Source organism: Nocardiopsis algeriensis (genome assembly GCF_014203695.1).
GTDB lineage: Bacteria > Actinomycetota > Actinomycetes > Streptosporangiales > Streptosporangiaceae > Nocardiopsis > Nocardiopsis algeriensis.
This window is the reverse complement of the sequence record NZ_JACHJO010000012.1, coordinates 108,638-135,576: the sequence shown is the minus strand read 5'-3', so window position 1 is coordinate 135,576 and position 26,939 is coordinate 108,638. Positions and strand designations below refer to the sequence as shown.

General features: G+C 69.5%; 29 protein-coding genes and 1 tRNA gene. 16 read left to right on the top strand and 14 right to left on the bottom strand.

Annotated elements, in window-relative coordinates; translation table 11 throughout:
• The first annotated feature begins 2 nt into the window (after positions 1-2).
• On the top strand, positions 3-1,187 hold the full coding sequence (locus FHS13_RS19120) for an FUSC family protein (RefSeq protein ID WP_184293328.1): 1,185 nt from the start codon (positions 3-5) through the stop codon (positions 1,185-1,187).
• Positions 1,188-1,263: 76 nt separating this feature from the next.
• Positions 1,264-2,082, top strand: a complete 819-nt coding sequence (locus tag FHS13_RS19115) for a thioesterase family protein (protein ID WP_184293327.1) — start codon at positions 1,264-1,266, stop codon at positions 2,080-2,082.
• A 3-nt stretch (positions 2,083-2,085) separates the two neighbouring features.
• Here FHS13_RS19115 and FHS13_RS19110 read toward each other — a convergent pair whose 3' ends face one another.
• A complete protein-coding gene (locus tag FHS13_RS19110; protein ID WP_184293326.1) occupies positions 2,086-2,742 on the bottom strand; it encodes a phosphatase PAP2 family protein in 657 nt (218 codons plus the stop codon).
• 699 nt (positions 2,743-3,441) lie between these two features.
• Here FHS13_RS19110 and FHS13_RS19105 point away from each other — a divergent pair.
• Positions 3,442-3,514: transfer RNA gene (locus tag FHS13_RS19105), tRNA-Lys, on the top strand.
• A 511-nt stretch (positions 3,515-4,025) separates the two neighbouring features.
• On the opposite strand, the gene FHS13_RS19100 is transcribed toward FHS13_RS19105, so the two are convergent.
• Complete coding sequence (locus FHS13_RS19100; RefSeq protein WP_184293325.1) at positions 4,026-4,502, bottom strand: TrmO family methyltransferase domain-containing protein; 477 nt, start codon at positions 4,500-4,502, stop codon at positions 4,026-4,028.
• On the opposite strand from FHS13_RS19100, the gene FHS13_RS21780 reads away from it, so the two are divergent.
• Positions 4,492-4,620: a hypothetical protein gene (locus FHS13_RS21780; protein WP_281388853.1), complete on the top strand. Its 129-nt coding sequence runs from the start codon at positions 4,492-4,494 to the stop codon at positions 4,618-4,620. The genes FHS13_RS19100 and FHS13_RS21780 overlap by 11 nt on opposite strands.
• A 115-nt stretch (positions 4,621-4,735) precedes the next feature.
• On the opposite strand, the gene FHS13_RS19095 is transcribed toward FHS13_RS21780, so the two are convergent.
• From FHS13_RS19095 to FHS13_RS19085, 3 genes are all read right to left on the bottom strand, one after another.
• Positions 4,736-5,176 carry an MFS transporter gene (locus tag FHS13_RS19095; RefSeq protein WP_246405477.1) on the bottom strand — a complete coding sequence of 147 codons (441 nt, stop codon included), beginning with the start codon at positions 5,174-5,176 and terminating at the stop codon, positions 4,736-4,738.
• 259 nt (positions 5,177-5,435) lie between these two features.
• The gene (locus FHS13_RS19090) at positions 5,436-5,747 is read right to left on the bottom strand and encodes a hypothetical protein (protein WP_184293323.1); all 312 of its coding nucleotides are present in this window, start codon (positions 5,745-5,747) and stop codon (positions 5,436-5,438) included.
• The gene (locus tag FHS13_RS19085; protein ID WP_343065086.1) at positions 5,744-6,349 is read right to left on the bottom strand and encodes an ATP-grasp domain-containing protein; all 606 of its coding nucleotides are present in this window, start codon (positions 6,347-6,349) and stop codon (positions 5,744-5,746) included. The genes FHS13_RS19090 and FHS13_RS19085 overlap by 4 nt, the downstream gene beginning before the upstream one ends.
• Between FHS13_RS19085 and FHS13_RS19080 the strand changes: the two genes are divergently transcribed.
• On the top strand, positions 6,317-6,910 hold the full coding sequence (locus FHS13_RS19080; protein WP_184293321.1) for a GNAT family N-acetyltransferase: 594 nt from the start codon (positions 6,317-6,319) through the stop codon (positions 6,908-6,910). The two genes, FHS13_RS19085 and FHS13_RS19080, sit on opposite strands and share 33 nt — an antisense overlap.
• A gap of 415 nt (positions 6,911-7,325) precedes the next feature.
• Positions 7,326-9,347: a hypothetical protein gene (locus FHS13_RS19075; RefSeq protein ID WP_184293320.1), complete on the top strand. Its 2,022-nt coding sequence runs from the start codon at positions 7,326-7,328 to the stop codon at positions 9,345-9,347.
• 58 nt (positions 9,348-9,405) lie between these two features.
• Here FHS13_RS19075 and FHS13_RS19070 read toward each other — a convergent pair whose 3' ends face one another.
• Together FHS13_RS19070 and FHS13_RS19065 are read right to left on the bottom strand one after the other, a co-directional pair.
• On the bottom strand, positions 9,406-10,170 hold the full coding sequence (locus tag FHS13_RS19070) for a YqjF family protein (protein WP_184293319.1): 765 nt from the start codon (positions 10,168-10,170) through the stop codon (positions 9,406-9,408).
• A gap of 23 nt (positions 10,171-10,193) precedes the next feature.
• Positions 10,194-11,108 (bottom strand): manganese catalase, encoded by a 915-nt coding sequence (locus FHS13_RS19065; RefSeq protein ID WP_184293318.1) that lies wholly within the window; start codon positions 11,106-11,108, stop codon positions 10,194-10,196.
• A 475-nt stretch (positions 11,109-11,583) separates the two neighbouring features.
• Between FHS13_RS19065 and FHS13_RS19060 the strand changes: the two genes are divergently transcribed.
• The 7 genes from FHS13_RS19060 (at position 11,584) to FHS13_RS19030 (ending at position 17,414) form a co-directional block, all read left to right on the top strand.
• Positions 11,584-12,021 (top strand): hypothetical protein, encoded by a 438-nt coding sequence (locus FHS13_RS19060; protein WP_184293317.1) that lies wholly within the window; start codon positions 11,584-11,586, stop codon positions 12,019-12,021.
• Between the two features lie 297 nt (positions 12,022-12,318).
• On the top strand, positions 12,319-13,158 hold the full coding sequence (locus FHS13_RS19055; RefSeq protein WP_184293316.1) for an ABC transporter ATP-binding protein: 840 nt from the start codon (positions 12,319-12,321) through the stop codon (positions 13,156-13,158).
• 15 nt (positions 13,159-13,173) lie between these two features.
• Positions 13,174-14,028, top strand: a complete 855-nt coding sequence (locus tag FHS13_RS19050) for an ABC transporter permease (RefSeq protein ID WP_184293315.1) — start codon at positions 13,174-13,176, stop codon at positions 14,026-14,028.
• Positions 14,029-14,061: 33 nt separating this feature from the next.
• A complete protein-coding gene (locus FHS13_RS19045; protein ID WP_184293314.1) occupies positions 14,062-15,162 on the top strand; it encodes an ABC transporter substrate-binding protein in 1,101 nt (366 codons plus the stop codon).
• Between the two features lie 46 nt (positions 15,163-15,208).
• The gene (locus FHS13_RS19040) at positions 15,209-16,303 is read left to right on the top strand and encodes an LLM class flavin-dependent oxidoreductase (protein ID WP_184293313.1); all 1,095 of its coding nucleotides are present in this window, start codon (positions 15,209-15,211) and stop codon (positions 16,301-16,303) included.
• Positions 16,300-16,977, top strand: coding sequence for an isochorismatase family protein (locus tag FHS13_RS19035; protein ID WP_184293312.1), 678 nt, complete (start codon positions 16,300-16,302; stop codon positions 16,975-16,977). Before FHS13_RS19040 ends, FHS13_RS19035 begins: the two co-directional genes overlap by 4 nt.
• 101 nt (positions 16,978-17,078) lie before the next feature.
• Complete coding sequence (locus FHS13_RS19030) at positions 17,079-17,414, top strand: DUF2795 domain-containing protein (RefSeq protein WP_184293311.1); 336 nt, start codon at positions 17,079-17,081, stop codon at positions 17,412-17,414.
• Between the two features lie 20 nt (positions 17,415-17,434).
• Here the strand turns inward: FHS13_RS19030 and FHS13_RS19025 are convergent, their stop codons facing one another.
• The 5 genes from FHS13_RS19025 to FHS13_RS19005 all read right to left on the bottom strand — a co-directional run bounded on the left by FHS13_RS19025 (position 17,435) and on the right by FHS13_RS19005 (position 22,330).
• On the bottom strand, positions 17,435-18,193 hold the full coding sequence (locus FHS13_RS19025; RefSeq protein ID WP_184293310.1) for an iron ABC transporter ATP-binding protein: 759 nt from the start codon (positions 18,191-18,193) through the stop codon (positions 17,435-17,437).
• Positions 18,190-19,239, bottom strand: coding sequence for an iron chelate uptake ABC transporter family permease subunit (locus FHS13_RS19020; RefSeq protein ID WP_184293309.1), 1,050 nt, complete (start codon positions 19,237-19,239; stop codon positions 18,190-18,192). The genes FHS13_RS19025 and FHS13_RS19020 overlap by 4 nt, the downstream gene beginning before the upstream one ends.
• A complete protein-coding gene (locus tag FHS13_RS19015) occupies positions 19,226-20,245 on the bottom strand; it encodes an ABC transporter permease (RefSeq protein ID WP_343065085.1) in 1,020 nt (339 codons plus the stop codon). The genes FHS13_RS19020 and FHS13_RS19015 overlap by 14 nt, the downstream gene beginning before the upstream one ends.
• A gap of 6 nt (positions 20,246-20,251) precedes the next feature.
• Positions 20,252-21,211: an ABC transporter substrate-binding protein gene (locus FHS13_RS19010; RefSeq protein WP_184293308.1), complete on the bottom strand. Its 960-nt coding sequence runs from the start codon at positions 21,209-21,211 to the stop codon at positions 20,252-20,254.
• Positions 21,212-21,451: 240 nt separating this feature from the next.
• The gene (locus tag FHS13_RS19005) at positions 21,452-22,330 is read right to left on the bottom strand and encodes an alpha/beta fold hydrolase (RefSeq protein WP_184293307.1); all 879 of its coding nucleotides are present in this window, start codon (positions 22,328-22,330) and stop codon (positions 21,452-21,454) included.
• Positions 22,331-22,738: 408 nt separating this feature from the next.
• On the opposite strand from FHS13_RS19005, the gene nhaA reads away from it, so the two are divergent.
• Complete coding sequence (gene nhaA, locus FHS13_RS19000) at positions 22,739-24,013, top strand: Na+/H+ antiporter NhaA (RefSeq protein ID WP_184293306.1); 1,275 nt, start codon at positions 22,739-22,741, stop codon at positions 24,011-24,013.
• A 102-nt stretch (positions 24,014-24,115) separates the two neighbouring features.
• On the opposite strand, the gene FHS13_RS18995 is transcribed toward nhaA, so the two are convergent.
• Complete coding sequence (locus tag FHS13_RS18995) at positions 24,116-24,580, bottom strand: DoxX family protein (RefSeq protein WP_184293305.1); 465 nt, start codon at positions 24,578-24,580, stop codon at positions 24,116-24,118.
• A 209-nt stretch (positions 24,581-24,789) separates the two neighbouring features.
• A complete protein-coding gene (locus tag FHS13_RS18990; RefSeq protein ID WP_184293304.1) occupies positions 24,790-25,296 on the bottom strand; it encodes a MarR family winged helix-turn-helix transcriptional regulator in 507 nt (168 codons plus the stop codon).
• Positions 25,297-25,713: 417 nt separating this feature from the next.
• On the opposite strand from FHS13_RS18990, the gene ybiA reads away from it, so the two are divergent.
• Complete coding sequence (ybiA, locus tag FHS13_RS18985; protein WP_184293303.1) at positions 25,714-26,280, top strand: riboflavin biosynthesis intermediates N-glycosidase; 567 nt, start codon at positions 25,714-25,716, stop codon at positions 26,278-26,280.
• Between the two features lie 367 nt (positions 26,281-26,647).
• Complete coding sequence (locus tag FHS13_RS18980; RefSeq protein ID WP_184293302.1) at positions 26,648-26,890, top strand: hypothetical protein; 243 nt, start codon at positions 26,648-26,650, stop codon at positions 26,888-26,890.
• The last annotated feature ends 49 nt before the right edge of the window (positions 26,891-26,939 follow it).

Below are 26,939 nucleotides of genomic sequence, written 5' to 3'. Positions count from 1 at the left end.
CGATGGGGAAGAGCAGGGACGGGCACCTCGCACGCGCCCGGAAACGGCTGGCCGGGGTGGCCGAATCGAGCGGACGCGAGCGCGGCGCGCTCGCGGTGGTCCTGAAGGGGACGCTCGCGGCCACCCTGGCCTGGGCCGCCTCCTACTACCTCATCCCGTCCCCCGCCCCGGCCTTCGCCCCCTTCACGGCCCTGATGATGGTGCAGGCCACCGTCTACCAGTCGGTCGTCCAGTCCCTGAGCTACGTGCTCGCGGTGGTGCTGGGGATCGCGCTGCAGGCCGTGCTGGCCGTACTCGCCGGCCCCGACATCGTGACGTTCGCCCTGGTCTCCGCCGCCGCCCTGGTCATCGGCCGGTGGCACATGCTGAGGGACCAGAGGAAACAGGTCGCCACCGCCGCCTTCTTCGCCTTCTCCGTCTACGTCGGCGCCTCGGGCCTGGAGCAGCGGCTCCTGGAACTGGGGCAGATCGTCCTGGTCGTCCTCGCGGGGTGCGCGATCGGCGTCGCCGTCAACCTCACGGTGTTTCCTCCCCTGCGCCTGCGCGGCGCGCGCTACGCGGTGCAGACACTGGCGGAGACCCTGCGCCGGCTGTGCGAGGAGATCGGGCAGGGACTGCGCGAGGGGGATCTGGACGAGTCGTCCACGTCCGACTGGATGCGCCGGACGAGGGAGGTCGAGTCCATCACCCGGCAGGCGAGGGCCGCCGTGGCGATGGCCAGGGAGAGCACCTACTTCAACCCGCGCAGGCTGCTGCACCCGATCCGGGGGCCGGGCTACGACGGGTACGACCAGATCATCGACTCCCTGGAGAGGGTCACCCACCAGGTGACGTCGCTGACCCGCAGCCTCGTCCGCTGGCGCGAGGACGACCGCAGCGACCCCTACCGGTCCTTCCTCGTCCGCTGCGGCGAGTTCCTGGGAAGGGCGTCCGAGGCCATGGGGATCCTGGAGGAGCTGAACCCCGAGCACCTGGCGCGGCAGTCGGAGGAGTTCCGCTCCGTCGTGCGGCGCGCCCGGCGCCTGGAGGAGGGTCTGGAGGAGACCGGCGGCGAACAGGGGGCCGTTCCGCTCGGCGACCCCTGGCGCCCCTATCCGGTCCTGCTCATCGAGGCCAGCCGCCTCATGGACGAGCTGGAGGGCCTCGACGACCTCCTCGCACACCACCGGGGAACGCGGCCCACCTGAACCGGCCCGGCCGGGCCGGGCATACCGAACGCCGTTCGCTATATTCGGGGGTCATCCCACCTCCGGAGGACTGCGCATGAGCGAGACGACGTTCTACCACCGGGTCGACTCCCCCGGACCGGAAACCGGCGCGGAACGCTTCCGCCCGACCGAGCACACGGTCAGCACCTGGGCCGACACCATGCAGCACGGGGCCCCGCCCTCCGCGCTCCTGGTCCGCGCGCTGGAGCGCTGCGAGCCCCGGACCGACACGCGCCTCTCACGCTTCTGCGTGGAACTCCTCGGCCCGGTCCCCATGTCGGAGATCGAGGTCCGCGCCAGGGTGGAACGCCCCGGCCGCCAGATCGAGCTGCTCACCGCCGAGCTGTGGGCGGAGGGACCCAAGGGGCCCAGGGCCGTGGCCAGGGCGAACGCCTGGCGGCTGCAGACCCTGGACACGTCCGAGGTCGCCCACGCCTCGGACGCCTCGCTTCCGGCCCCCGCCCCGGACGCGGCCCCCGGCGAGGAGATCAACGAGCTGTTCCGGGCCGCCGGCTACGTGCAGACCGTCGACTGGCACGTGGTCACCCCGCCGGGCTCCCCCGGCCCGGCCTCCGCCTGGATGCGCACGCGGGCGTCGCTGGTCCACGGCGAGGAGATGACGCCGCTGCAGCGGGTGTTCAGCGTGGCCGACGCGGCCAACGGCGTCGGGGCCCGCCTCGACGCGACGCGGTGGACCTTCATCAACACCGAGCTGACCGTGCACCTGTTCCGCGCACCGCGGGGCGAGTGGACGGGGGTGTCCGCCGAGTCCTCCGTCGGACCCGACGGCATCGGCATGACGGCGGGCGTGCTCCACGACGTGCACGGCCCGATCGGGCGCATCCACCAGAACGTGCTGGTGCGTCCGAGGTAGTCCTCAGGCCTCCTTGACGGGCAGCGCCAGGGGATCCGCCGGCGGCACCGCGAGCAGCGGCCGCAGCGCGGACCTCTCCCGCAGGTGGACCACGGCCGCCCCCACCGGCCCGCGCGCGAGCGGAACCGCCACGGCGGCGACGAGGGCGCCCACCACCAGGCCGGCGAGGACGTCGTGGGGGTAGTGAACCCCGACGAACACCCGTGAGAAGGCCTCCAGCAGCGCCAAGGGGGCGGCGACCAGCGCCCACACCCCCCGCACCAGGACGACCGCGACCGCCGCGGCCCCGGCCACGGCGGCGTGGTTGCTGGGGAAGGACCAGTCGCCCGGCGGCGGGCAGGAGGCGATCGCCGCGGCGACGTCGGCCACCACCGAGCACGGCCGCTCCTGTTCGAACACGCCCTTGAGCGAGCGGCTGACCGCGTACGCGACGGTGGTGACGGCAGGGGCCAGCAGCGCCGCGGCCATCACCCCCGCGCCCTCTCCCCTGGCCCGCCACCATCCCGCCAGGAACAGCAGCGCGAAGCCGAGGAGCAGGAGGTCCGTCCCCGCCTCGGCCGCCTCCCGCAACCATCCCGGTGCCCCGTGCGCCAGCAGCGCGACCTCCCGGTACAGGCGCTCACTGGCCGCGAACACGGCGCCCGTCTCCGTACCTTCCATCTCCCCCGCCCCCATGCGTCGTATCCCCGAGGGCCACCCGCTCCCGAAAAGGGAGCAAAGCAGAAGGAAGGGATTTCTTCCCCCTCAGGAAATTTCTCCCGGGAGCCGAGATCATAAAAGATGCGCATGCACAGGAGAAGCGAAGGCACTGTTTTTTAGGGCTCAATCAAAAAATAAATGACACACCGAGACAGCAGATCTGAACAGGCAAAACACGATAATCTCCCCTAAATACACACCGACCCAGGCCCACCCGAAATAATAGAAGGAGAGATATTCTTCCCCGACTCGCAGCGATGCCCACAAACGGGGAACGCGCGGAATGCATACGCGCAGCCGACAGGGCACGCGACGAGGGATCGGGGGGCCGATGGCCCGAACAGCGGCGCGGCTCCTCCGATGCATCACCCCCGCCGAGGGCGTGCCCCGGCCCCGCCGGCCCGGCACCTGCCTTCGGACAGCACCCGAGGATCCGGTCGGTTGCCGAACCGGAGGGGTCCCGCCGGGGCGAGGAGCCGGTGATGACTCGCGGACGGTGGCTGCGCCGTCTCCGCAACGCCTTACCGGGACGGGGAGCGGGCGCGTGGGAGCGGCGAGCGGCCGCGGGTTCCGCCGGACTGCACCAGCCACCGAGACCCCGTGTGCCTACGGTAGAGTTGGCTCCGGCGACGGCCAGGACCACACTCCGAGCCGCATCGCGGGCCTCTAGCTCAATTGGCAGAGCAACGGACTTTTAATCCGTGGGTTCAGGGTTCGAGCCCCTGGGGGCCTACCCTTACCCACCTGGGCGTTCCTCTTCTGCAAGGAACGCCCTTCGTCATCCTTCGGGTCCTTGGGAGCCCACAGGGAGCCCGGGGGTGCGGAAAGTGTTCCCGGCAGCCGCGCGACGGGAGAGCCCGCAGCAGCGGCTTCGGCTTCGCGCTTGACCACCTCGATCACCATCAGCGTGCGCATGTCCGCCGTGATGATGATCGAGGAGTACCACAGCATCGCCTGAACCACCTTCATGTCCACCCCCGCGGCAAGGGCGATCGCAAGCTCGTGGGCAGGTCTTCGCCGCTGCGGCCATCGAGCACCCGGACCTTGGCGGACACCCTGTTCAGAGGACCTTCCTACCGCACTCGCGGCACGCTCGAAGGCCGGCCAGAAGACAAGGAGTCCGCCAGGACACGGCCGGTGGAGGATAACGAAAGCCCTGATCACAAGAGGTGCCGATCCCTTGTGACCAGGGCTTCGAGAACCACGAGAGGCCCATCAGGCAAGCAATGGTCGTGATGCCTCTACTACGTGCCCGAGCGCTTCTCCCAGTACCGGCTGAGCATTTCCCCGGGCCAAGAGGGCTGGGTGGTCCCTCCGCGCGGTCCGAACTCGGTGAACCACGGAGCGATGTCGTAGACCGGTGTGCCGTCAATCGCGTCCAGGTCCTCGACATGGAGGTCGCGGCCTTCGATGCCCAGCAGGCGGGGTCGGGAGATCGCGATCCTGGCCGGGCGCCGGTGGTTGCGGTGGACGAACGTCCCCGTCTCCGGCCAGTCCGGGTTGTTCCGCGGGTGACGGGAACCGAGATGCACATCGGCATCAGAGCCTTTGCTGAAGTGCCACACGACCTCGAGGTGGCTGAACTCCTCCAAGCCCTTCAGCGCGGCCAGGGGCAGATCCTCGTTGAGGCGGATGACAGACCGAACACCGCCCCAGTAGTCGTCGCTGACCTCGGACCGGCCGCCGATGACGGTGGCAATGGGGGAGAGCGTGATCTCCACGGTGTTTCCCTTCGCGCTGGAGGCCGGATCAGGGTATATCGCGCAGGATCTCGGCCACACGGCGATCGAGCTCGCCGACCGCACGAACACCTCGGTCCCGAAACGTACCGAGGGTTGACCTCATGGTTCGTACCGTGTTCATCGCCCGACCGGAACGCACCCCTTGCATGGCATCCAGGGCTTGCGACCATGTCGAGCAGGCAGTCTCGATCTCACCCCGGGCCGCCTGGACCTCACCGAGATACCCGAGCGTCACCGCGTGAGTACGTGAGAACGCGGTCACGCAGGACGTCCCGGTAGCCGCCGGAGGGAACCGGCCGGTCTGCGTTCCTCGGTTCGTCGGGAGGCAGCCGCCACCAGATCATCAGACCGAACATCACGCAGACGACGGCGTCGACCCAGAACAGGAGCGTGAAGTCGCGTTGGGCGAGGGCCCCGCCCAAGACAGCCGCCACGGAAAAGCCGATGTTGACCGCCCAGTAGAGCAGGCCGTAGGCGCGGGAACGACGCTCCTTGTCCACCACATCCACGACGATCGCGCCAGCCGCAGGTTGGTAGAGCTGGCCAGGAACGCGGCTGCCAGGGTCGCGAAGGTCCCCTGTACGTAGCCCAGGGTCAGCAGGGACCCGCCCGTGGCGACGGGGCCAATGGCGAAGGCGACCCGGCGTTCCCAGACATCGGTCAGCACCCCGCCGACGACCTGGGAGCAGGTACCGCCCAACCCCAGAACCGCCACCACCGTACCGGCCATGGCGACGGACATGTCCTGCTCGCTGGACAGGAAGAGTGCCAGGAAGGGAACGACCATCGTTCCGGCGCGGCTGATGAGGACACCACTCCAGACGACCCAGTCGGTTCGGGGCAATCCACCGAAGAGGCCGCTGAAGACGGTGGAGAACCCTTTCCGGGGTCCGTGTGTAGCCTATTTCTCGCTCACCACGGCAACTCTCTGGGCACGGAGTGTGCGAGTTCGGAGTGGGACACGTGGATGGAACCGGGGTCCAGACAGGCGAGGAAGGGTTCCGCCCGGGGCTCCTCGCGAATCGCCCGCGCCGCCTCCTGTGCCGATTCCAGGTCCTTCCACCACACGAGGTCCATTCGTCCGCCGTCCTCCGCCGTCATGACCTGGCGGGCCAGAAAACCGGCCTGTTCCGCCAGGAACTCATCGACGGAGCGGACGGCCGCAGAGAAACGTTTCTCGGACACGTCGTCCATGAGCCGAAAGGTGACCAGTTCGAGAATCAACTGTCGTCCTGCCAATCGTTGTCCAGCTGAGCGGCGAAGCCCTCCGCATCCTCGTGGCTCGGCGCAGTGAACACGATGAGGCCGTAGCGCTGGTTGGGGATGCGGATGTTGTCCAGCGCACCGGGTTCGTGTCCGTCGCCTCCACCGACCACCATTTCCGCCCGAACCCCGTGTGGGGGCCTGGGGATCCGTAGACCCGCGTCTTCGAGGGGACGGCAGAGGAAGCGCACCCCCGCCACACGTGCGGGACCGGAGGGGGGTTCCGGCAACCGACCGTACAGTAGCGCGTCGTAGAAGTAACCGAAACCCCTGATATCCAAGGCCTTCTCCATAAGGGCGGGGACGAGGTCCCCGCCGAACCGCGTGTGAATCTCGATGAGTTCGATGGCGTCGTCACTCGCCTTGACCTCGGCATGGACGGGAGCGGTGTCGATTCCGAGGGCGGACACTATTTCCTGGAGATACGTCCCGAACCGGGAGCCGCTCTCCTGGGCGGGGTCCGGCAGCAGGTGACCGGTTTCGTAGAAGTAGGGGAATCCGCTGGTCCGCTTTCCCGTCACGGCAAGCAGATGGAAGGTACCCCGAACACAAATACCCTCCACGCTGCACTCGGCACTGGGAATGAAATCCTCCACCAACAGAGGTCGGCCCCGCCCCGCTTCAAGGGAGGGATCGTCGAACTGCTCGGTGTAGGCAGGGCCCCGGAGTTCTCATGTTTCAGATCCATAACCGAATACCTCGGCGGCCCGGAGACGGAGGAGCAGCTCATCGAGCGGCATCGGAGCTACCTCGGCCCCGATGCGAACGGAAACATGTTCCGGGTCGTGCTGCTGCCGGAAGGCCAGGTCGTGGGACTGACCGGCTTCTGGGACCGCGAATGGAACGGAGAGCCGGCCTACGAGACGGGCTACGCGATTCTGCCGGAGTTCCAGGGGCGCGGCCTGGCGGTGGCTGCGGCCCTGGCAGCCGCAGACAAGGCCAAGGCCGACGGCAGTCATCGCCTGCTGTATGCCTTTCCCTCCATCCACCACCTCGCATCGAACGCGGTCTGCCGGAAGGCCGGGTTCGAGTTCGCCGAAGAGTGCGATTTCGAGTATCCGAGGGGACACTTCCTCCCCTCGAACGTGTGGCGGATGGATCTCTCGGCGGCCGATGAGCGGTAGCCGCCTTGATGTACCGGTGGCACTGCACCACCCCGAGGTTCCCCGATATTTCCGAGCAGCGGTCTCACCGCGGACAGCGACACCTGAAGACCGTATCCGCAGTGATCCGAGGACCGCACCGAATGGTCCTGAGCACCTGAGACGAATATCCCCAGGTGGAAGGGCGTGGCGTTAACCACGTCAGCATTCTCGGGTAAATATCGTTTCCGCGTGGGATACGATGGCGCCTGCGCTTCCATGGGTCATGGGAGCAGTTCTCCGCCCGTTCATGCCGGAAAAACCGAGCATCAGCAGATCGGCCCCTCGGTCGGATCGGATCCGCTCGCGCCCCCTCCTCCGGAAGAAATCCATGCCGATCCGCGGTATCGCCCTCGCACACACGGCCTTTCTCGTGCTCTCCGCACTCTTTTCCTTCTTGGTTTCCAGAGAGCTGCTGGAGGCCACACCGGATCCGGGGGCGACGCTCGTGCAGGTGCGGGGCGACAGCACATCGGCCGGGCAGGACGGGATCTCGGAGGCGATCGCGTCCTTCGCCGCGGAACACCGGGTGAACATCGCTCTGGAAACCGCCGACGTGCGCGATCCAGGAGGCCTGCGCCACCTCCACATGGTCGTGGGAAACCCCGAACAGCCCGGCGCCTCCTGGCTCGGCGAAGGCTATCCCGGCCTCTCCCTGGACCATCGGACCGAGGTTCACCCGTGGCACGAGGCCGCTGACCTGGATCCGCGCGGTACCTACCACCTCTTCGGCGAGGAAGCCCACGCGACGGCCTTCCTCGACGCCCTGTCCGTGTACGGGCTGGACGGCCAGATCGCTCCGGAGTACCGGACGGTCGAGTGGTTCGAGGTCGTCCGGGACGCCACCCTGTTCGACGCCTTCACCGTCGCCCTCCTGTGCGGAGTGGCCGGTATCGCCACCAGCGTGCTGCTCGGCGCCCGCTCCTACGCCGTCCTGCGGTTGCACGGCGTACCGCCGTCCCGCATCCTTCTGCGTGATCTGGGGAAGCTGGCACCGTACTGGTCGGCCGCCGCCGTGACCATCGCGCTGGTCATGGCGGGGCTCCTGCATACCCACGGGGCTCTGCCTCGCTGGGGGCTGCTTCTCGAGGTGTCCTTGTTCTATCTCTCGGTGTTCAGCACCGCGGGGATCGCCGCACATGTCGCCGCGCTGGCCCTGGTGCACGCCACCGGCATCCTTCCGGCTCTCAAGGGCCGGCTGGCCGTGCGTTCGGCCGTTGTCTCCACCTACGCCGTCCGGGTTCCGGCCCTGGTCCTCGTTCTCGGGCTGACGGCGAACCTGGCGCTGAGCCTTCAGCTTCTCCATGGCCGGGGTCAGGCTCATGAAGCCTTCACCGAGGCCGGTGACATCTCCCGGTTCCACTTCTCCGAGTCGGTGGACGAACTGCAGGAGCAGGAGACCACGCGGGCGTTCGGCGAGTCGCTCCGCGCTCTCGACGCGCACGGGCAGCTTCTCCTCGCGGCTCCCGGTGAGAGCGGTTCCGTCCTGGGTCCGACGGCCGTACCCGAGGACCTGCTTCTGATCGTCGTCAACGACACGTACCTGCGAAGGCATCCTGTCCTGGACGCCGGGGGAAGTCCGTACGGCCCCTCCTCCGACGGCGGCGAGGTGCGCGTCCTGGTCCCCGAGGTCCACGCCGACCTGGCCGACGTCCTCGAGGAGGAGGTAGGACTGTGGCTGCGTGAGTCCTGGGAGGCGGACAGCGGCGTGCCCCCGCGTATCCGGGTGGAGACGGCACCCAGCCAAACCGGGCAGCGGCTGTTCACCTATGGCGCCACACCTCTGGGGACCCAGAGCGGGGTGCCCTTCGCCCAGGATCCCGTGGTGGTCGCCGTACCCAACGGTTCCGCGGCTCTGCATCCCTTCGTCCACTACCACTCCTACGCCACCATGGGTGCGGCTCTTCTCCTCGACCGGGAAGGGGCCGTCCAGGCCGTGGAGGATCAGGCACTGCCTGCCTACGTCGACAGCGTCCAACCGGTGGCACTGGCCGCCGCCGACGGGTACCGGGAGATCTCCGCCCAGGTCCGCATGGAAGCAGCGACCCTCGTCGCCGCGTTCTGCGTCCTCCTCGTCACCGGAGTCACCGTGTGCGTCGTGTATGCCCGGGCACACGGCCAACGGGTCCTGGCCCGGCACCTCCACGGTTGGCGTTTCCTGTCCACACACCGGTCGCTGGTGGCGCTGGAAGCGGCGCTCGCCGTCTCCTTCGTCGGGTGGGCCGGGTGGAACACGATGGGCAACCTGGCGTTCTTCGAGACCTCGCCAACGGCGGTTCCGAGTGGCATCGCCGTGCGGGCCGTGGTCCTGGAGCCCTTCATGGCAGCGGGGATCTCCGTGTCGGGCTTGGGGCTGATGTTGGCGGTGCTGGCCCTCTTCCATCACCGCATCGTTCGCGAGACATCGGCCGCCGCATAGCCGGGTGCCGTGCTGCGCCGGTGTCCGGTACCCGTGGGCGCCGAGCGGAGCGCAGCCCTCAGGGCCCCTCCCCTCCTGCGGGGGCGGGAACCGTGGAGGGGGTGAAGCCCGTCTCGGTGCCCGGGGACCACAGGACGGACAGCGGCTCCTCCGTGAGGGGGCTCAGCCCCGCGCTCCGGAGCAGATTCCCCTCGTAGTGCAGCAGTTCCGCCCGGTACAGCGGCCACGGGCGGTGGCGGTTGCGGATCCACAGCGTGGCGCCCAGGTGGCGGACGTGCAGGCCCCAGCGCGCGGTGAGGAACTCCTCCAGGGGCGGGGTCTCCTCCAGCCGCTCCCCCACTCTGAAGGACCACCGCGCGGCCGCGCCGGCCGGAAGGCGGCGGCGCACCGCCCCCGCGTGCCGCTCGGGCCCCTGGCGGAGGGAGACGTCGGCCCACAGGTAGGGCACACCCGCGATCGCTCGGCCGGCGGCGGCGATGTGGGCGGAGCTGACGTCCATGGTCAGGAAGACGGTGCTGCGGCGCCCGTGGCCGTCGACCGCGTAGACCCGGACGTTGACCTCGTCGAAGGAGCCCGCGGGAAGCACCCCGGCGACACGGGTGCCGGGGACGTGGAAGGCGACCAGGCCGACGTGGGCGGCGCCGTCCAGCGTGTCCGGGCGGGTGTGCGGAGGCAGGAGCGGCGCGACGTCCTCGGGGTCCACCGGCCAGTGGACGAAGAGGACGTCGCGCCAGGACTGGTGCATCAGGGCGGGGCCCGGCAGCGGAGGGGCAGGGGCCGTGTCACCCGGTTCCTCGGACCGCCACAGCCGGTGCACCCTCATACCGCTCCTCCCGCCCCTGTCCCCTAGTCCAGGGCGTCCTTGATCTTGCCCATCATCCCTTCTCCTTTGGCCGGCTTGGTGGCCTTGGACGGGCCCTGGACCGATCCCTCACCGATCCTGCCGTCGACGCTGCCGTACAGCTTCGGGTCGGGCGGCGGGGCCGAGGCCGGGCCGCCGAGCGGGTCGGGCTGGTCGAGGTAGCGCAGTTCGTGCTGCCCGTCCGGGGCGGGCCTGTGCGCCCACCGGCCCTGGGCGGCCTCGGTGCCGTCGGAGAGCCCCCAGATGGTGTTGGCGTGCTCCTGGTTCTCCTCGTCGAAGAGGGCCGTCGGGGCGATCTCGCCCTCGATGCCGTCCTCCTGGAGCTCCTCGATCGCGGCCAGCCACATGTTCTGGTGGACGGTGTCCCTGGCCAGGTTGAACTTGAGCATCTCCTTGACGCCGGGGTCGTCGGTCATGTTGTACAGGCGGGCGGTCTGGAGCCTGCCCTGGGCCTCGGCCGCCACGTTCGCGCGGAAGTCGGCGAGCAGGTTGCCGCTGGCCACGATGTACTTGCCGTTCCACGGCGTTCCGACGGAGTCGGCCAGGGTGGCGCCGCCACCGCTGACGATGGCCTGCTGGGGGTCCATGCCGCCCACGACGGCGGCCACGGCCGGGTCCTTCACGGCCTTGGCCACGGTTTCCGAGGGCGCCCCCTCCAGCAGGCGGGCGACCATGGTGGCGAGCATCTCGACGTGGCCGATCTCCTCGGTGGCCACGTCCATGATGAGGTCCTTGTACTTGCCCTCCATCCGGCAGTTCCACCCCTGGAAGAGGTACTGCATCGTGACGGTCATCTCCCCGTAGGCGCCGCCGATGAGCTCTTGGAGCTTCTTGGCGAAGAGAGCGTCGGGTGCCTCGGGTCTGGCTTCGAACTGAAGGTGCTTCGTGTGACGGAACATGACTGTTCCTTTCCGCGGCGGCCCTTCCACCGCTGGCCTCCTGCTACCCGGCGTTCCGGGTCGGACACGCTGCTTTGCGAGCTCTTGAAGCAGCTCAGAGGCCTGGCCACAAGTCCCGAAAAAGAGGACCGAAAGTCCCTTCACCCTTCTCCGGACAACTCCCCGCGGACCCGGATCCAGGAAATTCCTCGGTTCCGCCTGCGAAATACCTGAGCAGGGATCTGGTCAAAATACCCGCCGAACAGGCAAAAGACGGAACCAGGGCCTCGCCCGGGCAGCCGCGGCGGCCGGGGCTCGGGAACGCCTACCCCGTAGGGGTTTCTCCTCCGGCCACCCCCACACCTCAAACCTGTGAATAAGGTCACACCTCGATCCGACAAAGCCCAGGTAAAGACATACCGGAACGGCCGCAACAAGAGGTGCACCGCGCTCACCAGACACGAACGCCCTACATATGCACTAAAGTCTCGGTGACATGGGGGAACCAGCGACACAACCGTCCACGGACACCCTCGCCCGGCCCTCGCGCTCGGACAACTCCGAGCTGGCCCGCGTACTGTCCGCACAGCTCGGCATCGACCTGACGCCGCGAGAGTTCACTCTCGCCGACGGCACCAGGGTCGGGGTCGACGCTGCCGACGGCAACCCTCCGAAGCTCCTGGTCCAGTGCTCACCGGTACAGGGCCAGGTGAAGTCGGCGCAGCGCAACAAGGTGATCGCCGACGCCTTCAAGCTCTCGTGGCTGCGAGACACGCACTTCCCCGACGCACGCCTGCTGTTGGTCCTCGGCGAACCCCTCGCCAGGCTCTTCGGCCGCGGTGCCTGGCTGCCAAGTGCACTCGCCTCCCACGGGATCACCGTCGCACTCGTCGACGAGGGCCAGAACGTGCGGATGCTCGATATCGGTACGTGACGGAGCCTTCATGACGGGTTAACCCAAGCCCCCTAACTTCACACATCGTCCCAAGACTCCCGCGGGCCGTCGACACGTCTTCCACCCGCTCTCCACACCACTGTCCCTGGTGCAAGGTGCCCACGGACTGATCCTTGGAGGGTGTTGCCGTGGAACTCCACACCCGCGGAGCGGTGAGCTTCCGCGTCTCCCGTTCCCTTTTCCGGCGCCTCTCGGGCTGATCCCCGTGCCGGCCGAAGACATGCCTCCAATGAACACGCTGTGCAATTATGCGTTCACACAAGACGAGGAGCGGGCATGACACCCTTCCCTACCAACAGCGGGGAGAGCCGCCCCGCAAGCGACCTGATCCGGGTACGCGACCTCACCAAGACCTACGCCGGCGGGGACCCCAGCCGGCCGGCGCTCGACCGCGTCAGCATCGACATCCCCCGCAGGCACTTCGTGAGCCTCATCGGTCCCAGCGGTTGCGGCAAGTCCACCCTTCTCCGGGTCATCGCCGGCCTGGAGGGTTACGACAGCGGTGAGGCCACCGTCTTCGGCACCTCGCCCAAGGCCATGTGCGCGAACAAGGCCGTCGGTCTGGTCCCGCAGACCCCCGCCCTGCTGCCCTGGAAGAACGTCCGGCGCAACATCGCGCTTCCCCAGAAGGTCAACCGCCGCGCGGGCCGGGGCGGCGAGGACCCCGACGACCTGCTGCGCATGGTCGGCCTCGGGGAGCTCGGCCACCGGTACCCGCACGAACTCTCCGGCGGTCAGCAGCAGCGCGTCGCCATCGCCCGCGCCTTCGGCATGCGCCCCGAGGTTCTCCTCATGGACGAGCCCTTCTCCGCGCTCGACGAGTTCACCCGCGAGTCCCTCCAGCTCCAGCTTCTCGCCATGTGGGAGCGCATGGCGACCACGGTCGTCTTCGTCACCCACTCGGTGCGCGAGGCGGTCACCCTCTCCGACGAGATCGTCGTCATGTCCGCCCGTCCGGGCCGCATCCACGAGGTCCTGCCGGTCGACCTCCCTCGCCCCCGGGACACCGCGCTGGTCAACAGTCCGCGCATGCACGCCATGGAGGACCGGGTCCGAGCCTCGCTCGAGTCCGCCTGGCAGGCCGGTGCCGCCCCCGACGACCTCGTAGCGCTCTGAGCGGAAGGCAGCCACATGACCACCCAGACCCCTGCCAGGACCGTGCCGGCCCCCTCGCGTCCCGCACCTCCGGCCCGCCGTCCCCGGCGCCGGGGCAACCGCTCCCCGTTCCACCCCGCCACGTGGACGCCCGCCGTCGCCGTGCTCCTCCTCCTCGGCGCCGCCTGGACCGCGGTCGCGGCGGAGCACCCCTACATCCTCCCCGAACTGGGTGAGGTGGGCACGGCGCTCGTCACCAGCCCCCTGGTCTTCCTCGAGAACGCCTGGCGGACCCTCCGCATCGCCCTGCTCGGTGCCCTCATCGGAGCGGGAAGCGCGTTCGTGCTCGCGCTGGTGATGTCGGAGATCCCCGTCGTCCGCCGTGCCCTCATGCCGTTCGCCGTGGTCCTGAACGTGACACCGGTCGTGGCGCTGGCGCCTCCGCTGGTGGTCGCCTTCGGGTTCGGCATGACCCCCAAAGTCGTGGTCACCGCGATCATCACCTTCTTCCCGGTGCTGATCAACGTGGCCACCGGGCTGCGCTCCGTTCCTCCGCCGGTCCTGCATGTCTTCGAGACACTGCACGCCTCCCGCCTCGAGGTGCTCCTCCGGCTCAGGATCCCCAGCAGCCTCCCCTACACCCTCGCGGCGCTGCGAGTGGTCCTTCCCCTGTCCATCGTGGGCGCCGTGGTCGCCGAGTTCGTCACCGCCGGGTCCTCCGGAGGCCTCGGCACGGTGATCAGCAACGCCGCCTCGACCGCCCGCCTCGACTTCGTCTACTCGGCGATCTTCTGCCTCGCCGCGCTGGGCGTGCTCCTGCTCGCTCTCGTCACCGCGATCGAGCACCGACTTCTCTTCTGGCACGAGTCGCAGCGCCGCGCCTCGTCCTGAACCGTCCCTCCCTCATCACGAAGGAATCCCCTTATGACCTTCCCCACCACTCGCCGCCATCTGGGTGCGGCGGCAGCCACAGCCGCGGTACTGCTCACCGCCGCCTGCGGCGGCACCGCCGAAGGGGACCAGACCCCGGTGGCCACCGTCATCGACGACGAGCGCTGCGCGGCCAACGAGGAGGCCGGGAAGCTCACCTACATCTCCGGCTACTTCTACCAGGCGTCGGTGACCCAGCTGGAGGTCTTCGCCGCCGAGAGCCTCGGCTACTTCGACGCCGTCTGCCTGGACGTGGAGATCCAGGGCGGCACGGGCGACGTCATGGCCAACGCGCAGCTGGTGTCGGCGGGCACCGCGCACTTCACCGCGCTGAGCAACGAGGCCGAGGTCGTCCAGGCCTCCGAGGCCGACCACAACATCATCGGCATCGCCACCTACGGCCACGTCCCGATCTCCATCCTGCTCACGAGCCCCGAGGTCGAGGACCTCAAGGAGCTCGAGGGCCAGATCATGGGCCACCAGAGCATGACCCCCGCTCCGCTGGAGGCGATGCTGATCTCCGAGGGCGTCGACCTCGACAAGATCGAGCAGGTCGACGCCGGCTACGACCCGAGCATCCTGCCCCGGGACGAGGTCCAGGCCCTGACCGCGTTCCGCTCCAACGAGCCGCACCAGCTCGCCGCCATGGGCGAGGAGTACAAGGAGTGGCTGCCCGAGGAGTTCGGCGTCGTCGGTTCCTTCGGCGTCATGACGACCAGCCCCGAGTTCGCCGAGGCGAACCCGACCGTCGTCGAGGACTTCCTGCGGGCTCTGGCCAAGGCCTCGGACTACTGCCAGGGCGAGGGCAACGCCGAGGAGTGCGTCGGTTACGCCGCCGAGCTGGACGAGAGCGGCACCTACGACGCCGAGCACAACGCGAAGGTGTGGGCCACCGAGAGCGAGCTGGTGCGGGCCTCCACCCCCGACGACGCCATCAACGGCTACATCGACCTGAACCTGACCGAGGCCGAGGTGCAGAACCTCGTGGACAACGGCGCCCTCGAGAGCGTGCCCGACCTGGAGCCCCTCTTCGACCCGCGCTACCTGGAGGCCGTCCACGTGGCCGGCGACGTCCTCTGGTCCAGCGACGAATAGACCTGCCCCCCAGCCACACAGCACAGAAGCGAACGAGGAACCCACGTTGTCAGCACAGAGCGGGACACCCACCGCCGAAACCGAGTACGGGATCTTCCTGCCGATCGGCAGCGGCGGCTGGATCGTCTCCGAGACGGCCCCGCACCCCGAGGCGTCGTACGAGTACAACCGCAAGGCGGCGGTCCTCGCCGAGTCCTACGGTCTCGACTTCATCATGTCCATGGGCAAGTGGCGCGGCTACGGAGGCACCACCGCCCACTGGGAGCACACCCTCGAGTCCATCACGATGATGTCGGGACTGGCCGAGGCCACCGAGCGGGTCAAGGTGTGGGCGACGATCCACACCAACCTGTTCAACCCGGCCATCGCGGCCAAGATGTACACCACGATGCAGGAGATCAGCGGCGGCCGGGCCGGGATGAACATCGTCGTCGGCTCCTACGCCGACGAGTTCCGCCAGATGGGCATGTGGCGCGAGGACCTCGCACACGCCGACCGGTACCGGTACACCGAGGAGTGGACCTCGCTCCTCAAGCGCCTGTGGACCGAGCCCTCGGTGACCCACGACGGCGAGTACTTCCAGCTGGACGACTGCCGGTCGCTGCCGCACCCGTCGCCGATGCCGACCCTCATCAGCGCCGGCCGCTCCGACACCGGGCTGAACTTCCAGGCCCGGCACTGCGACGGTTCGTTCCTCACCGCCGAGACCCTGACCGGCCTGCGCGACGCCAGCCGCGACGTGAAGAAGCGGGCGGAGAAGCAGGGCCGGAGCATCCGCACGTACTCGATGCTCACCGTGGTCATGGACGAGACCGACGAGAAGGCCGAGGAGCGGCGTCTGCGGTACGGCCGCGGCGCCGACATCGAGGCCCTCGTCAACATGAAGCGCTCCTGGGGCCTGCCCCTGGACAAGGCGCTGTCCCTGACCTCGGAGCGTCCCGAGGACGAGGCCTTCCAGGCGCCCTTCGCGACCGGCTCCCCCGAGACGGTCGCCGGGCGCATCCGCGAGATCGTCGAGTCGGCCGAGCTCGACGGCCTGATGCTGATCTTCCCCGACTACCACGCCGACCTCGCGGCGTTCGGGGAGGCCGTCATGCCGCTGCTGCGTCCCGGAGGAGCCACCGGGGTGTCCGCGGAGTGACGGAGCACATCTCCGATGTGACGGGCCGCCCGCGGCCCGTTCCCGGTCCGCCGGGGGAGGCCGCGCTCGTGGTCGTCGACGTCCAACGCGACTTCGCCGACCCGGCGCACCTCCCCTGGCTGTCCCCGGCCGACCGCGACCGCGTCCTCGCGGCGGTGGAGCGTACGGCCGATCTGGTCGGGCGCGCACGCGCCGCGGGGGTGCCCGTGGTGTGGGTCCGCCTGGAGCAGGACCTGGCCGAGCCGTGGGGGTCCTCGCGGTGGCACCGGGGACTTCTCGATGCCGACCCCGACACGCTCCTGAGCCGGGAGCCGTGCGTGGCGGGTACCTCCGGGGCCGAGTGGTTCGGGGTGGAGCCGGAGCCGGAGGAGCCCGTCGTGGCCAAGCGCCGCTACTCGGGCTTCCACGGCACGGACCTGGAGCGTGTCCTGCACGGGATCGGCGCCACCTGGGTGACGGTCTGCGGTCTGACCGCGGACTGCTGTGTGGACTCCACCGCACGCGACGCCTTCCAGCTGGGGTTCCGCGTGGTGGTGGCCGCGGACGCCACCGCCTCCTACGAGGAGGACCGCCACAGCAGCGCGATGCGGGCCTTGGCCCTGCACGCGGCGGTGGTGGCGGGGTCCGAAGAGACCGCAGCCGCCTGGACCGCTCCCTCCTCCGACCGGGGTTGAGAACGCCGGGCCCGGGTAGTCGCACCTACGTGTCTGCACAGGCCAGGCCGCACGCCACGTCGGTGCGGTCCGGGCCCCACCCGATGCGGAAGGAGACCGGCATGGGCGTCAAGCACGGCATCGAGGGACTCAAGGACATCCTCGGAGAGGTGTCCTTCCCCGTGGGCAAGGAGCAGGTCGTCGAGCACGCCCTGGAGGCGGGCGCGGACAAGGAGTTGATGAGCGCCCTGCGCTCGATCCCGCCGGCGGACTACAACCAGCCCGAGGAGATCCTCCGCTCGGTGCCCATTCCCAGGTCCGACACCGACGCCCGGCCCGAGTCGGCCAAGGCCCAGACGCGGCGGGAGCACACCAAGCCGGGGATGGCCTCCTCGATGAAGGAGACCCGCCCGGTCAACCCCATCGAGGAGGAGACGGGCGAGAACCGCGGCTCCTGACCGGCCCGCCCGGGGCGGGCTCAGCGGTAGTAGACGCCCACCCGGGTGCCGCCGACCTCTTCGATGCGGACATCCAGGTCGAACACCTCCTTGAGCACCTCCGGGGTCATGATCTCCTCGGGGGTGCCCGTGTGTACGACCCGGCCGTCCCGCATCGCCACGATCCGGTCGGAGTAGGCCGACGCGAAGTTGATGTCGTGGATGACGATGACGACCGACTTGCCGAGGGTGTCGGCGGCGCTGCGGATCTGCCGCATCATCGCCACGGCGTGCTTCATGTCGAGGTTGTTGAGCGGCTCGTCGAGCAGGACGTAGTCGGTGTCCTGGCACAGCACCATCGCCACGTAGGCGCGCTGGCGCTGGCCGCCGGAGAGCTCGTCGAGGAACCGGTCGGCGAGCGGTTCCAGGTCGAGGAAGCCCAGGGCGGCCTCCACGTGCCGGTGGTCCTCCGCCGTCAGGCGGCCCTGCGAGTGCGGGTAGCGGCCGAAGCGCACCAGGTCGCGCACGGTCAGCCGCGTGGTGAAGCGGTTCTCCTGGCGCAGGATGGACAGCCGCTTGGCCATCTCCCGGCCGGGGGTGCGCTCCGTGTCCAGGTCGTCGACCGTGACGCGGCCGCCGTCGGCCTTGAGCAGGCGTCCGATGATGGTGAGCATGGTGGACTTGCCCGCGCCGTTGGGGCCGATGATCGAGGTGACCCCGCCGCGCTCGATCCGCAGCGAGACGTCGCGCAGGACGGTGTCGTCCCCGTACACCTTGCGGAGGTCGGTGAGTTCGATCAACGGGCGGCCTTTCGGAGCAGGAAGTACAGGAACAGCGCGCCGCCGGTGAACTCGATGACCACGCTGAGCGTGCCGGCGTGCCCGAGCAGGTGTTCGAGGAAGAACTGCCCGCCGACCAGCGCGCACATGCCGATCAGGAAGGCGACCGGCATGACGTGGCGGTGCTCGTGGCTGCCGGCCAGCTGGTAGGCCAGGGTCGCGGCCATGAACCCGAAGAAGGTCATCGGCCCCACCAGCGCGGTGGAGGCGGCGGTGAGCAGCGCGACGATCATCAGGGTCTGCAGTGCCACGCGGCGGTGGTCCACACCCAGGTTGACGGCGCTCTCACGTCCCAGCGCGACCACGTCCATCACCCGGTGCATGCGCCACACGTAGACGGCGACCAGCACGACGGCCGCCGCCACCCACGGCAGCAGTTCGGGGTCGGCCCGGGTCAGGCGGGCGAACAGGCGGCTCTGCAGGGCGGTGAACTCGTCGGGGGTCAGCAGCCGGCGCATCAGCTGCGACAGGCTCCCGAAGAGCACACCGAAGACGATGCCGACGAGCAGGGTCAGGTGCAGGCTGCCGATGCCGCCGGTGAAGAGCCGTTGGAACAGCAGCACCGCGAACAGCAGCATGAGCGCCGTCTGGGCGAGGAACTCCACGGCCGGCGGGAACATGTTCAGCCCCGCGATGCCGAAGACGAACACCAGGCTCGTCTGCACCAGCGTGAACAGCGCCTCCATCCCCATGATCGAGGGGGTGAGGATGCGGTTGTCGGTGACCGTGTGGAACAGGACCGTGGACACCGCGCCGGCGAACGCGACCACGACCATCGTGAGCACGACCGTCGACCGGCGCTCGATGACGTAGGCGACGTTGCCGGTCACGTCGTAGGTCAGGTAGGCGGCGGCGAAGCCGGCGGCGAGCACCGCCAGGAGGGTGATCCGCGCCCACGGCGGCAGGGAGCGGGGCCCGCGTCGGGCCGGGACCGGCGTGCCCTCGGGCCTGGCGGCGGGATCCGCGGAGGCCTCGACGGGGCCGGTGCTTCGTTCATCGAGCGCCATGGGCGTTCCTCCGCAGGAGCATGTACAGGAACACGGCCGCGCCCACGACACCGAGGACGCTGCCCACCGGGATCTCGAACGGCATCCGGATGACGCGCGAGACGATGTCGCACAGCACGAGGACCCCTGAGCCCAGGAGGCACACCCAGGGCACCCCCCGGCGGACGTGGTCGCCGACGGTCATGCTGACCAGGTTCGGGACGACGAGTCCGAGGAACGGCAGCATGCCCACGACCACCACCGTCACGCCGCTGATCACGGCGACGATGCCCACACCCACCGCCATGACGGTCCGGTGGTCGAGCCCCACGTTGACGGCGATGTCGCGGCCGAGCCCGGCCACGGTGAGCCGGTCGGCGATGAGGTAGGCGGTGACGGCGAGAAGGCCCACCAGCCACAGCTGCTCGTAGCGGCCGCGCATGATTCCGGAGAAGTCACCGGACTGCCAGACCCCCAGGCTCTGCAGGAGGTCGAAGCGCAGCGCGATGAACGTCGTGACCGCGCCGATGACGGCGCCGAGCATGATGCCCACCAGCGGCACGATCAGCGAGGACTTGAGGGCGATCCGCTGGAGGATGCCCAGGAAGAGTCCGGTGCCCAGGAGCGCCGCCACGCAGGCCGCGGTGATCTTCACCGTGAGGGGGGCGCCCGGGAAGAAGAGGGTGACGAGCAGGATGCCCAGTGCCGCCGACTCCGCCGTGCCGGCCGTGGAGGGCTCGACGAACCGGTTCTGGGTGAGCATCTGCATGATGAGGCCGGCGACGCTCATCGCCGCCCCGGCGAGCACGAGGGCGAGGGTGCGCGGGACCCGGCTGAGCAGGAAGATCTCCCGGGCCTCGGGGTCCTCCAGGAGGCGCTGGACGGAGATGTCGCTGGCGCCGACGAACAGGCTCAGGACGGAGAGCGCCAGGACCGCGGCGAAGGCGGCCGCCAGGGGCAGTGCGGCCCGAAGGCCCGGGGACCGCGTGCGGTCCCCGGGCTCGGGGCGGGAAAGCGTCGTGGCCACGGATCACTACTCGCTGATGGCGGCGTCGACCGTGTCCATGGCGTTCATGTAGGCCTGGATGCCGCCGACCAGGTAGAGCTCCTGGGAGTCCAGGTAGACGATCTGGTCCTCCTCGGCGGCGGTGGTGCGGTCGACGAGCTCGTTGTCGAGGACCTGCTCGGCCGGGGTGGCGCCCTCGGTGGCGATCGCGGCGTCGCGGTCGAGCACCAGCAGCCAGTCCGGGTCGGCCTCGGCCAGGCCCTCGAAGGACATGACCTCGCCGTGGCGGCCGTCGCTCTCGACCTCGACGGAGGCCTCCAGGCCGAGGGAGTCGTAGAAGAAGCCGTAGCGCGAGCCGGGGCCGTAGGCGCTGAACTCGCCTGCGTTGGTCATGATGACCAGGCCGTCACCGGCCTCGGAGAGCTTGGCGGAGACCTCGTCGACGCGGGTCTCGAAGTCGGAGACCAGCTGCTCGGCCTCCTCGGTCTTGTCGAAGATCTCGCCGTAGGTGCGGGCGCGCTCGGCGAGGCTGCCGGCGAGGTCGGCCGTGTCGACGCTCATGTCGATGGTGGGGGCGATCTCCTCGAGGTCGCCGGTGACCTCGGCGCTGCGGCCGCCGCTGATGATCAGGTCGGGCTCCAGGGCGGCGACGGCCTCGAAGTCGGGCTCGAAGAGGCTGCCGACGTTGGCGACGGACTCGTCCTCGGCGTACTCGGAGAAGAACTCGGGGACGACCTCGGCGCTGGGGATGCCCGCGATCTCGACACCGAGGGCGTCGAGGATGTCCAGCTGGACGTTGTCGAAGACCACCACGGTCTGCGGGTTCTGGGCCACCTCGACCTCACCGTTGGCGGCGGTGACGGTGACGGTACCGCCGGACTCGGCGGACGCCTCCGCCTCCTCGGAGGTGTCCTCGGCGGAGCAGCCCGCCAGGATCAGGGCGGAGAGGGGGATTGCGGAGAGGAAGGCCGCGGAGCGTGGGGACACGACAGGACTCCAGGGGTCGACGAACAAGCCGCACCAAGTTTGGTAAGGCTTCACTTAGTAAGGCAGTCCTAAAGTTACACGTGAGCAAAACGGGACACAACGGCGCCCCTGCTCAAAAGCTGTGGTCGTGTGTCTCCCGGCACAGAAGTCCTGAATCCACCGGCCTTCCCGGTTCCGGCACCGGCTTCCGCACGCGTGGATGTGCCCCTCGGCACAGGGGCCGGGCGGTGCCCCTGACGCTCAGTCCAGCGAGCGGAGCAGTTCGGCGACACCCTCGGGCTGCTCCAGCAGGGACAGGTGCCCCGCGCCCTCCATGACCTCCACGTCGGTGTTCAGCAGCCGGCGGGCGGGGCCGTGCAGACGGGCGGGCGAGTAGAAGGCGTCGTCGGATCCGGTCGCCACGAGCACGGGCGTGTCCTCCCAGGGGCGCAGGCACTCCATCGGCAGAGGCCCCGGCGCCAGGCTGGTCCGGCAGCTCCGACCCACCAGCGTCATCCACGGGGCGAAGGGGTGGACGCCCTCGGTCCTGTGGGCCGGACCGCTCATGTGGTTGAGCAGGCGGGTGCTCTTGTCGTCGCGGGGGTTGACCATCCACGGCAGCGAGACCCGCATCAGTTCGGGTGTCATGGCCGCGGAGGTCAGCCCCGCCGGCCCGACCAGCGCCACGCAGCGGGCCAGGTCCGACGGCTTGGCGGCCAGCACGACGGCGGCTCCGAGGGAATGGCCCAGAAGGATCGCGGGGCGCCCCGTGACCAGGGGCAGGATCTCGTTGAGCCAGCTCCCGTAGGCGTGGGCGCGGGCGGCCCGCGGCCGGACGCCGCAGCTGAGACCGGGCTGGCCGGGCAGGTCGACCAGGATGACGGGGCGGTCCCGGGCCAGGACGCGCGCGGTGTCCACGCAGGTGGCGGAGTTGAAGTTGGTGCCGCTGAGGACGACGACCGGGGTCCTGTCACCGCCCGGGGCGCTGAACGCCCGTGTGGGGCCGAGCTGGGAGTCGAGCTCGGGCAGGGCCCTGAGCTCGGGCCATGAGGCGAGCCGCTCCTCGCACCAGGCGCGGACCTCGCGGGCCCCTGCCTCGGAGCGGTAGATGCGCGCGCCCTGGAGAGTCGTGTCGGGCATCGGGGACCTGCCTGTTTCGCTTGGACGAATACGACCGCCGACCAGTCTTCCCGGCACACCTTCTGAGCACTGTACGTCTGTGCCCCGTGTCGTGCCCTCGCATGGGCACTCTCGCACACGCGTGACCGAATCGTTGTCGCATGTCCGCTTCCGGAGAAGCAGTACGGCCCCGGGTGCTCCCGTTTCCCTCCCGTTTCTCGGAAAACGCACGGGGCGTCCCGACCCGGGCCGGCCGACCGCCCGGCGGAGCCGCCCTGCCTTTGGGGTCCGCAGAGCGCCCCACACCGCGTCTGGACTGGACATTTCACCCTCCTTCCACCACCATGGGCGAGGCGCCGAGAGCGCCACAGGTGTGCCGGGAAGACTGGTCGGCGAAGTCCTCAGCCGTCGTCTCCCGGAAAGCCGTCCATGAGCATCGACCCGTCCTCCAGTGACGCACGCCCGAGTTCCCTGTCCCGGTTCGCCGATGTCCTGCGCAACGACACCGTGGGCGGCTTCCTCCTGATCGCCGCGGCGGTCCTCGGCATCATCTGGATCAACTCCCCCTTCGCCGCCTCCTACGAGGAACTGCGCTCGCTGACCTTCGGTCCCTCCGCCCTGCACCTGGACCTGTCCCTGGAGGTCTGGGCCGCGGACGGGCTGCTGGCGATCTTCTTCTTCGTGGTGGGCAACGAGCTCAAGCAGGAGTTCGTCAACGGCGAGCTGCGCAACCCGCGCCGGGCGATGCTGCCCATCGTCGCCGCCGTCTGCGGCATGGTCGTGCCGGCGGCCATCTACGTCGCCATCAACTTCGGCTCCCCCGAGACGATCAACGGCTGGGGCATCCCGATGGCGACCGACATCGCGTTCGCCATCGCCATCCTCGCGGTCGTGGGCCGCTGGCTGCCGCCGTCGCTGCGCACCTTCCTGCTGACCCTGGCCATCGTCGACGACCTCGGCGCGGTCATCGTCATCGCGGTGTTCTACACCTCCGACATCAACTTCCTGTCCCTGCTGGCCGCCGCGGCCGGGCTGGCCGTCTTCTGGTACCTCCAGCGCGGCCGGGGCGTGGCCGCCAAGCTGAACGCCTCGCCGGTGCCCAACTGGATCGTCTACATCCCCCTCGCCCTGGTGATCTGGTTCCTCGTCCACGAGAGCGGGGTGCACGCCACCATCGCCGGTGTGGCCATGGGCCTGCTGATGCGCACGCGCGCGCTTCCCGGTGAGAAGCAGAGCCCCAGCCACGGCGTCGAGCACGTGCTGCGCCCGTGGTCGGCGGGCCTGGCCCTGCCGATCTTCGCCTTCTTCTCCGCCGGTGTGGTCATCGACGACTTCGGCGCCATCGTCAGCGACCGGGCCTCGCTCGGTATCATCGCGGGCCTCATCCTCGGCAAGGTCATCGGTATCGCCGGCGGTTCGTGGGTGACCACCAAGGTGACCCGGGCCGAGCTCAACCCGAGTCTGAGGTGGATCGACATCGTCGGCATGTCCCAGCTGGCGGGCATCGGCTTCACCGTGTCGCTGCTCATCTCCGAGCTCTCCTTCGCCGACGACCCGGTCCACCTGGCCCACGCCAAGACCGGCGTGCTGGCCGCCTCCCTCATCGCCACCCTGCTGGCCACCGTTGTCCTGGGGGCCCGGTCGCGCCACTACCGCAAGCTCATGCTGGCTCTGGGCGATCAGGAGCAGGGCAAGGCCTCCTGACGCACGCGGGTCGGCACGCACGGGCCGGGGGCGGCTTTTCCCTTCCCGGCGTGGCGGTCCGGGCCGCCCGCCTCCGGCTGCGGGCGGCCCGGGAACGTACGGCTACACGGAGTCGGCCACGCGGGTCCCGCGGCTGCGGCCGCGCCTGCTCCACGGCATGAGGCTGTCGAGGGCGAAGCGGCCGCCCGCGAAGCCGAGGGCCAGGGAGGTGGCGGCCAGCACCAGCAGGAACTCGTATCCCCCGACGAGGGGGTCGCCCAGGTGGGCGAAGAAGTAGGCGTTGGCCATCATGAACGCCAGGGCGAGCCCCGCGAGGGGGAGGGCGAGACCGACGACGAGCGCGATCCCACCCCCGACCTCGATCACCGCGCCCAGCAGCGCGGAGAATCGGGGAAAGGGGATGCCGAGGGCGGCGAACCCCTGGGCGGTGCCCTCGGCGTCGGCGAGCTTGGGCCAGCCGTGGGCGATGAAGACGATACCGACCGCGACCCTCGCGAAGAGGGCGGCGGCGTCGCCGAGCACGGGCGGCAGCGCGGTGGTCCTGGAGGCGATTGACTTCTCGGCCATCGGGTTTCCTGTTCTGTGATCGGGTATCCCGGAAGGACCGCGCTCTCCCGTCGGATCGGGACCCGGCTCCCCGTCCAACATTTGAGACCGCAACCTTTTTCCGGGAAGGCAGATGCTAACCCGCGATCACCCGAGCACATAGAGTGCCGACGCCACCAATTTCTCCCGCTCCGCGTTCCTCCTGCTCAGGGCGCGCAACAGAAAGTGGTTCAGTTCCCACTCTCGGTACGCGGCGGTTCCGCGTACCGCACTTCCTTTCCGCAGGGGTCGAGCACACCGAGCACCGCCTCGGAGATGCGCCGCAACTGGTCCACCTGCTCCTTGTCGAGCACGTCGAACAGCACGCGCCGCACCTCACCGGCGTGCCCCGGCGCGGCCGCCTCCAGCACCTCCATCCCGCGCGGCGTCAGCTCCGCGACGGTGGTCCGGCGATTCCCCTCCCTGCGGGAGCGGCGGATCAGCCCTTCCTCCTCCAGACGGGCCGCCGCGTGCGAGAGGCGGCTCGGCGACGACCGCAGCAACCGGGCCAGCTCGCCCATCGCCAGCGAGCGTCCAGGCGCCTCGGAGAGCATCGCCAGCGCCTGGTAGTAGGTGTGCGGCATTCCGGAGTCCTGCCTGAGCTGGCGGTCGAGCGAGGACTCCAGCAGGCGGACGGCGGCCAGGAAGGTCCGCCAGGCCCGCTGCTCCTCGTCACTGAGCCACACGGGTTCAGCCATCGGTCCTCCGCCTCGGACACGGAAATGCCTGGGGGCACAACTTTTCTCTGGTCACCATCTGACTCTTCCGTGGAGGGCCTGCCATGACACGGCTCCCGGTGGGACCTCCGAGCGATGGGGCGTCCCTGCCCGAGGCACCCGCTCCGACACGTTCCCGACGGTCCCCGCCCACGGCGGAGGACGCCCGGCTCACCGCCGGCACGGCGGCGGACACGGCCCCTGACCTACGACTTCTGGGGTTCCCCGCAACGCTACTACGGAGTTTCCCGCCCTGCCCCGGGAGCACCGCAGCTCGCAGGGCGGGTGTGCCCACCGGCCGCCGGTCGCCGGTCGCCGGTCGCCGGTCGCCGGTCGCCGGTCGCCGGTCGCCGGGAAAAGCGGTACCGGAATGTCGGCGGCCTCTGCCAGGCTGCCCCCATGAGCGAAGGACCCGGACCCGAGGACGCACGGTCGGTGGCGGACCTGCTGGCGGTGCAGGGGCGGATCAAGTACCTGCACTTCTGGGGGCACAGGCCGCCGGCGGCAGGTGGGCTGTCGACAAGCTGCCTCTCCCAGTGGTGGCCCGCGGAGTTCACCGCGGACGGAACCTCCTACCGGACCGCCGAGCACTACATGATGGCCGGCAAGGCGCGGCTGTTCGGGGACGAGGAGATCCTGGAGGAGATCCTCCGGGCGGACCATCCCAGGCAGGCCAAGGCACTCGGCCGCAAGGTGCGCGGCTTCGTCCAGGAGGAGTGGGAGGCTGCCCGCTTCGGGATCGTGGTGGAGGGCAGCGTCGCCAAGTTCGGCCACGACCCCGCACTGCGGGACTACCTGCTGGGAACGGGGAAGCGGGTGCTCGTGGAGGCCAGTCCCCGCGACCGCGTGTGGGGCATCGGTATGGGTGCCGCCCACGACGACGCCGAACGTCCCGAGAACTGGCGGGGGCTCAACCTTCTGGGGTTCGCACTGATGGAGGCCCGGGCCCGGCTCGCCGCGGTCTGAATTCCCGACACCCCCCGACACTTCTCCTGTCGGGGGGTGTTCCGTATTTCTCCCGAGGCAGCCTTGCCGCCCACTCGGAAAACATCGAAAATTCACTTCCCTCTTGTCCGTTTTTCGGCTCGGAGCACCTCCGGACGGAGGTAGAGTCCGAAGACGCGGACAGCACGGTGCCCCGGCACCCGCGCCCGTCCCGGAGCATCCCGGGTCCCGGCTCCACGCTGCCACGGCACTTCTGCGGCCCTTCACGGGCCCCGCCGCGCGCACCGGGCAATTCGCTTCTCCATCGCATGTGTCATGTCTGCTGTTCTGTTCCGGACAGCACCGTTCTTCCCCTTTTCAGAGAACGCAGCGAACCCAGGGAATTCCCATGGCCTATTACCGCATCCAGCTGAGCAACGGCACTTCCCGCACCGTCCAGGCGGTGCGCATGCGCACCGACGCGCGCAGCCTCTACCTGGAGGAGCGCGCAGCCGGGAACTGGCGCGAGGTGCTCGCGGAGCCGCTCGCCGAGGTCCAGCGCGTCCAGCGCCGCTTCACCGAGAACAACGGCACGTGGACCTGGCTCAACGAGCGGCTCCCCGCGCCCGTCGGCGGCATCCGGGCCTGGTGACCCGCACCGTTCCCGGGGCGGCTCCACCCCGGGAACGGCACCGCCCCTT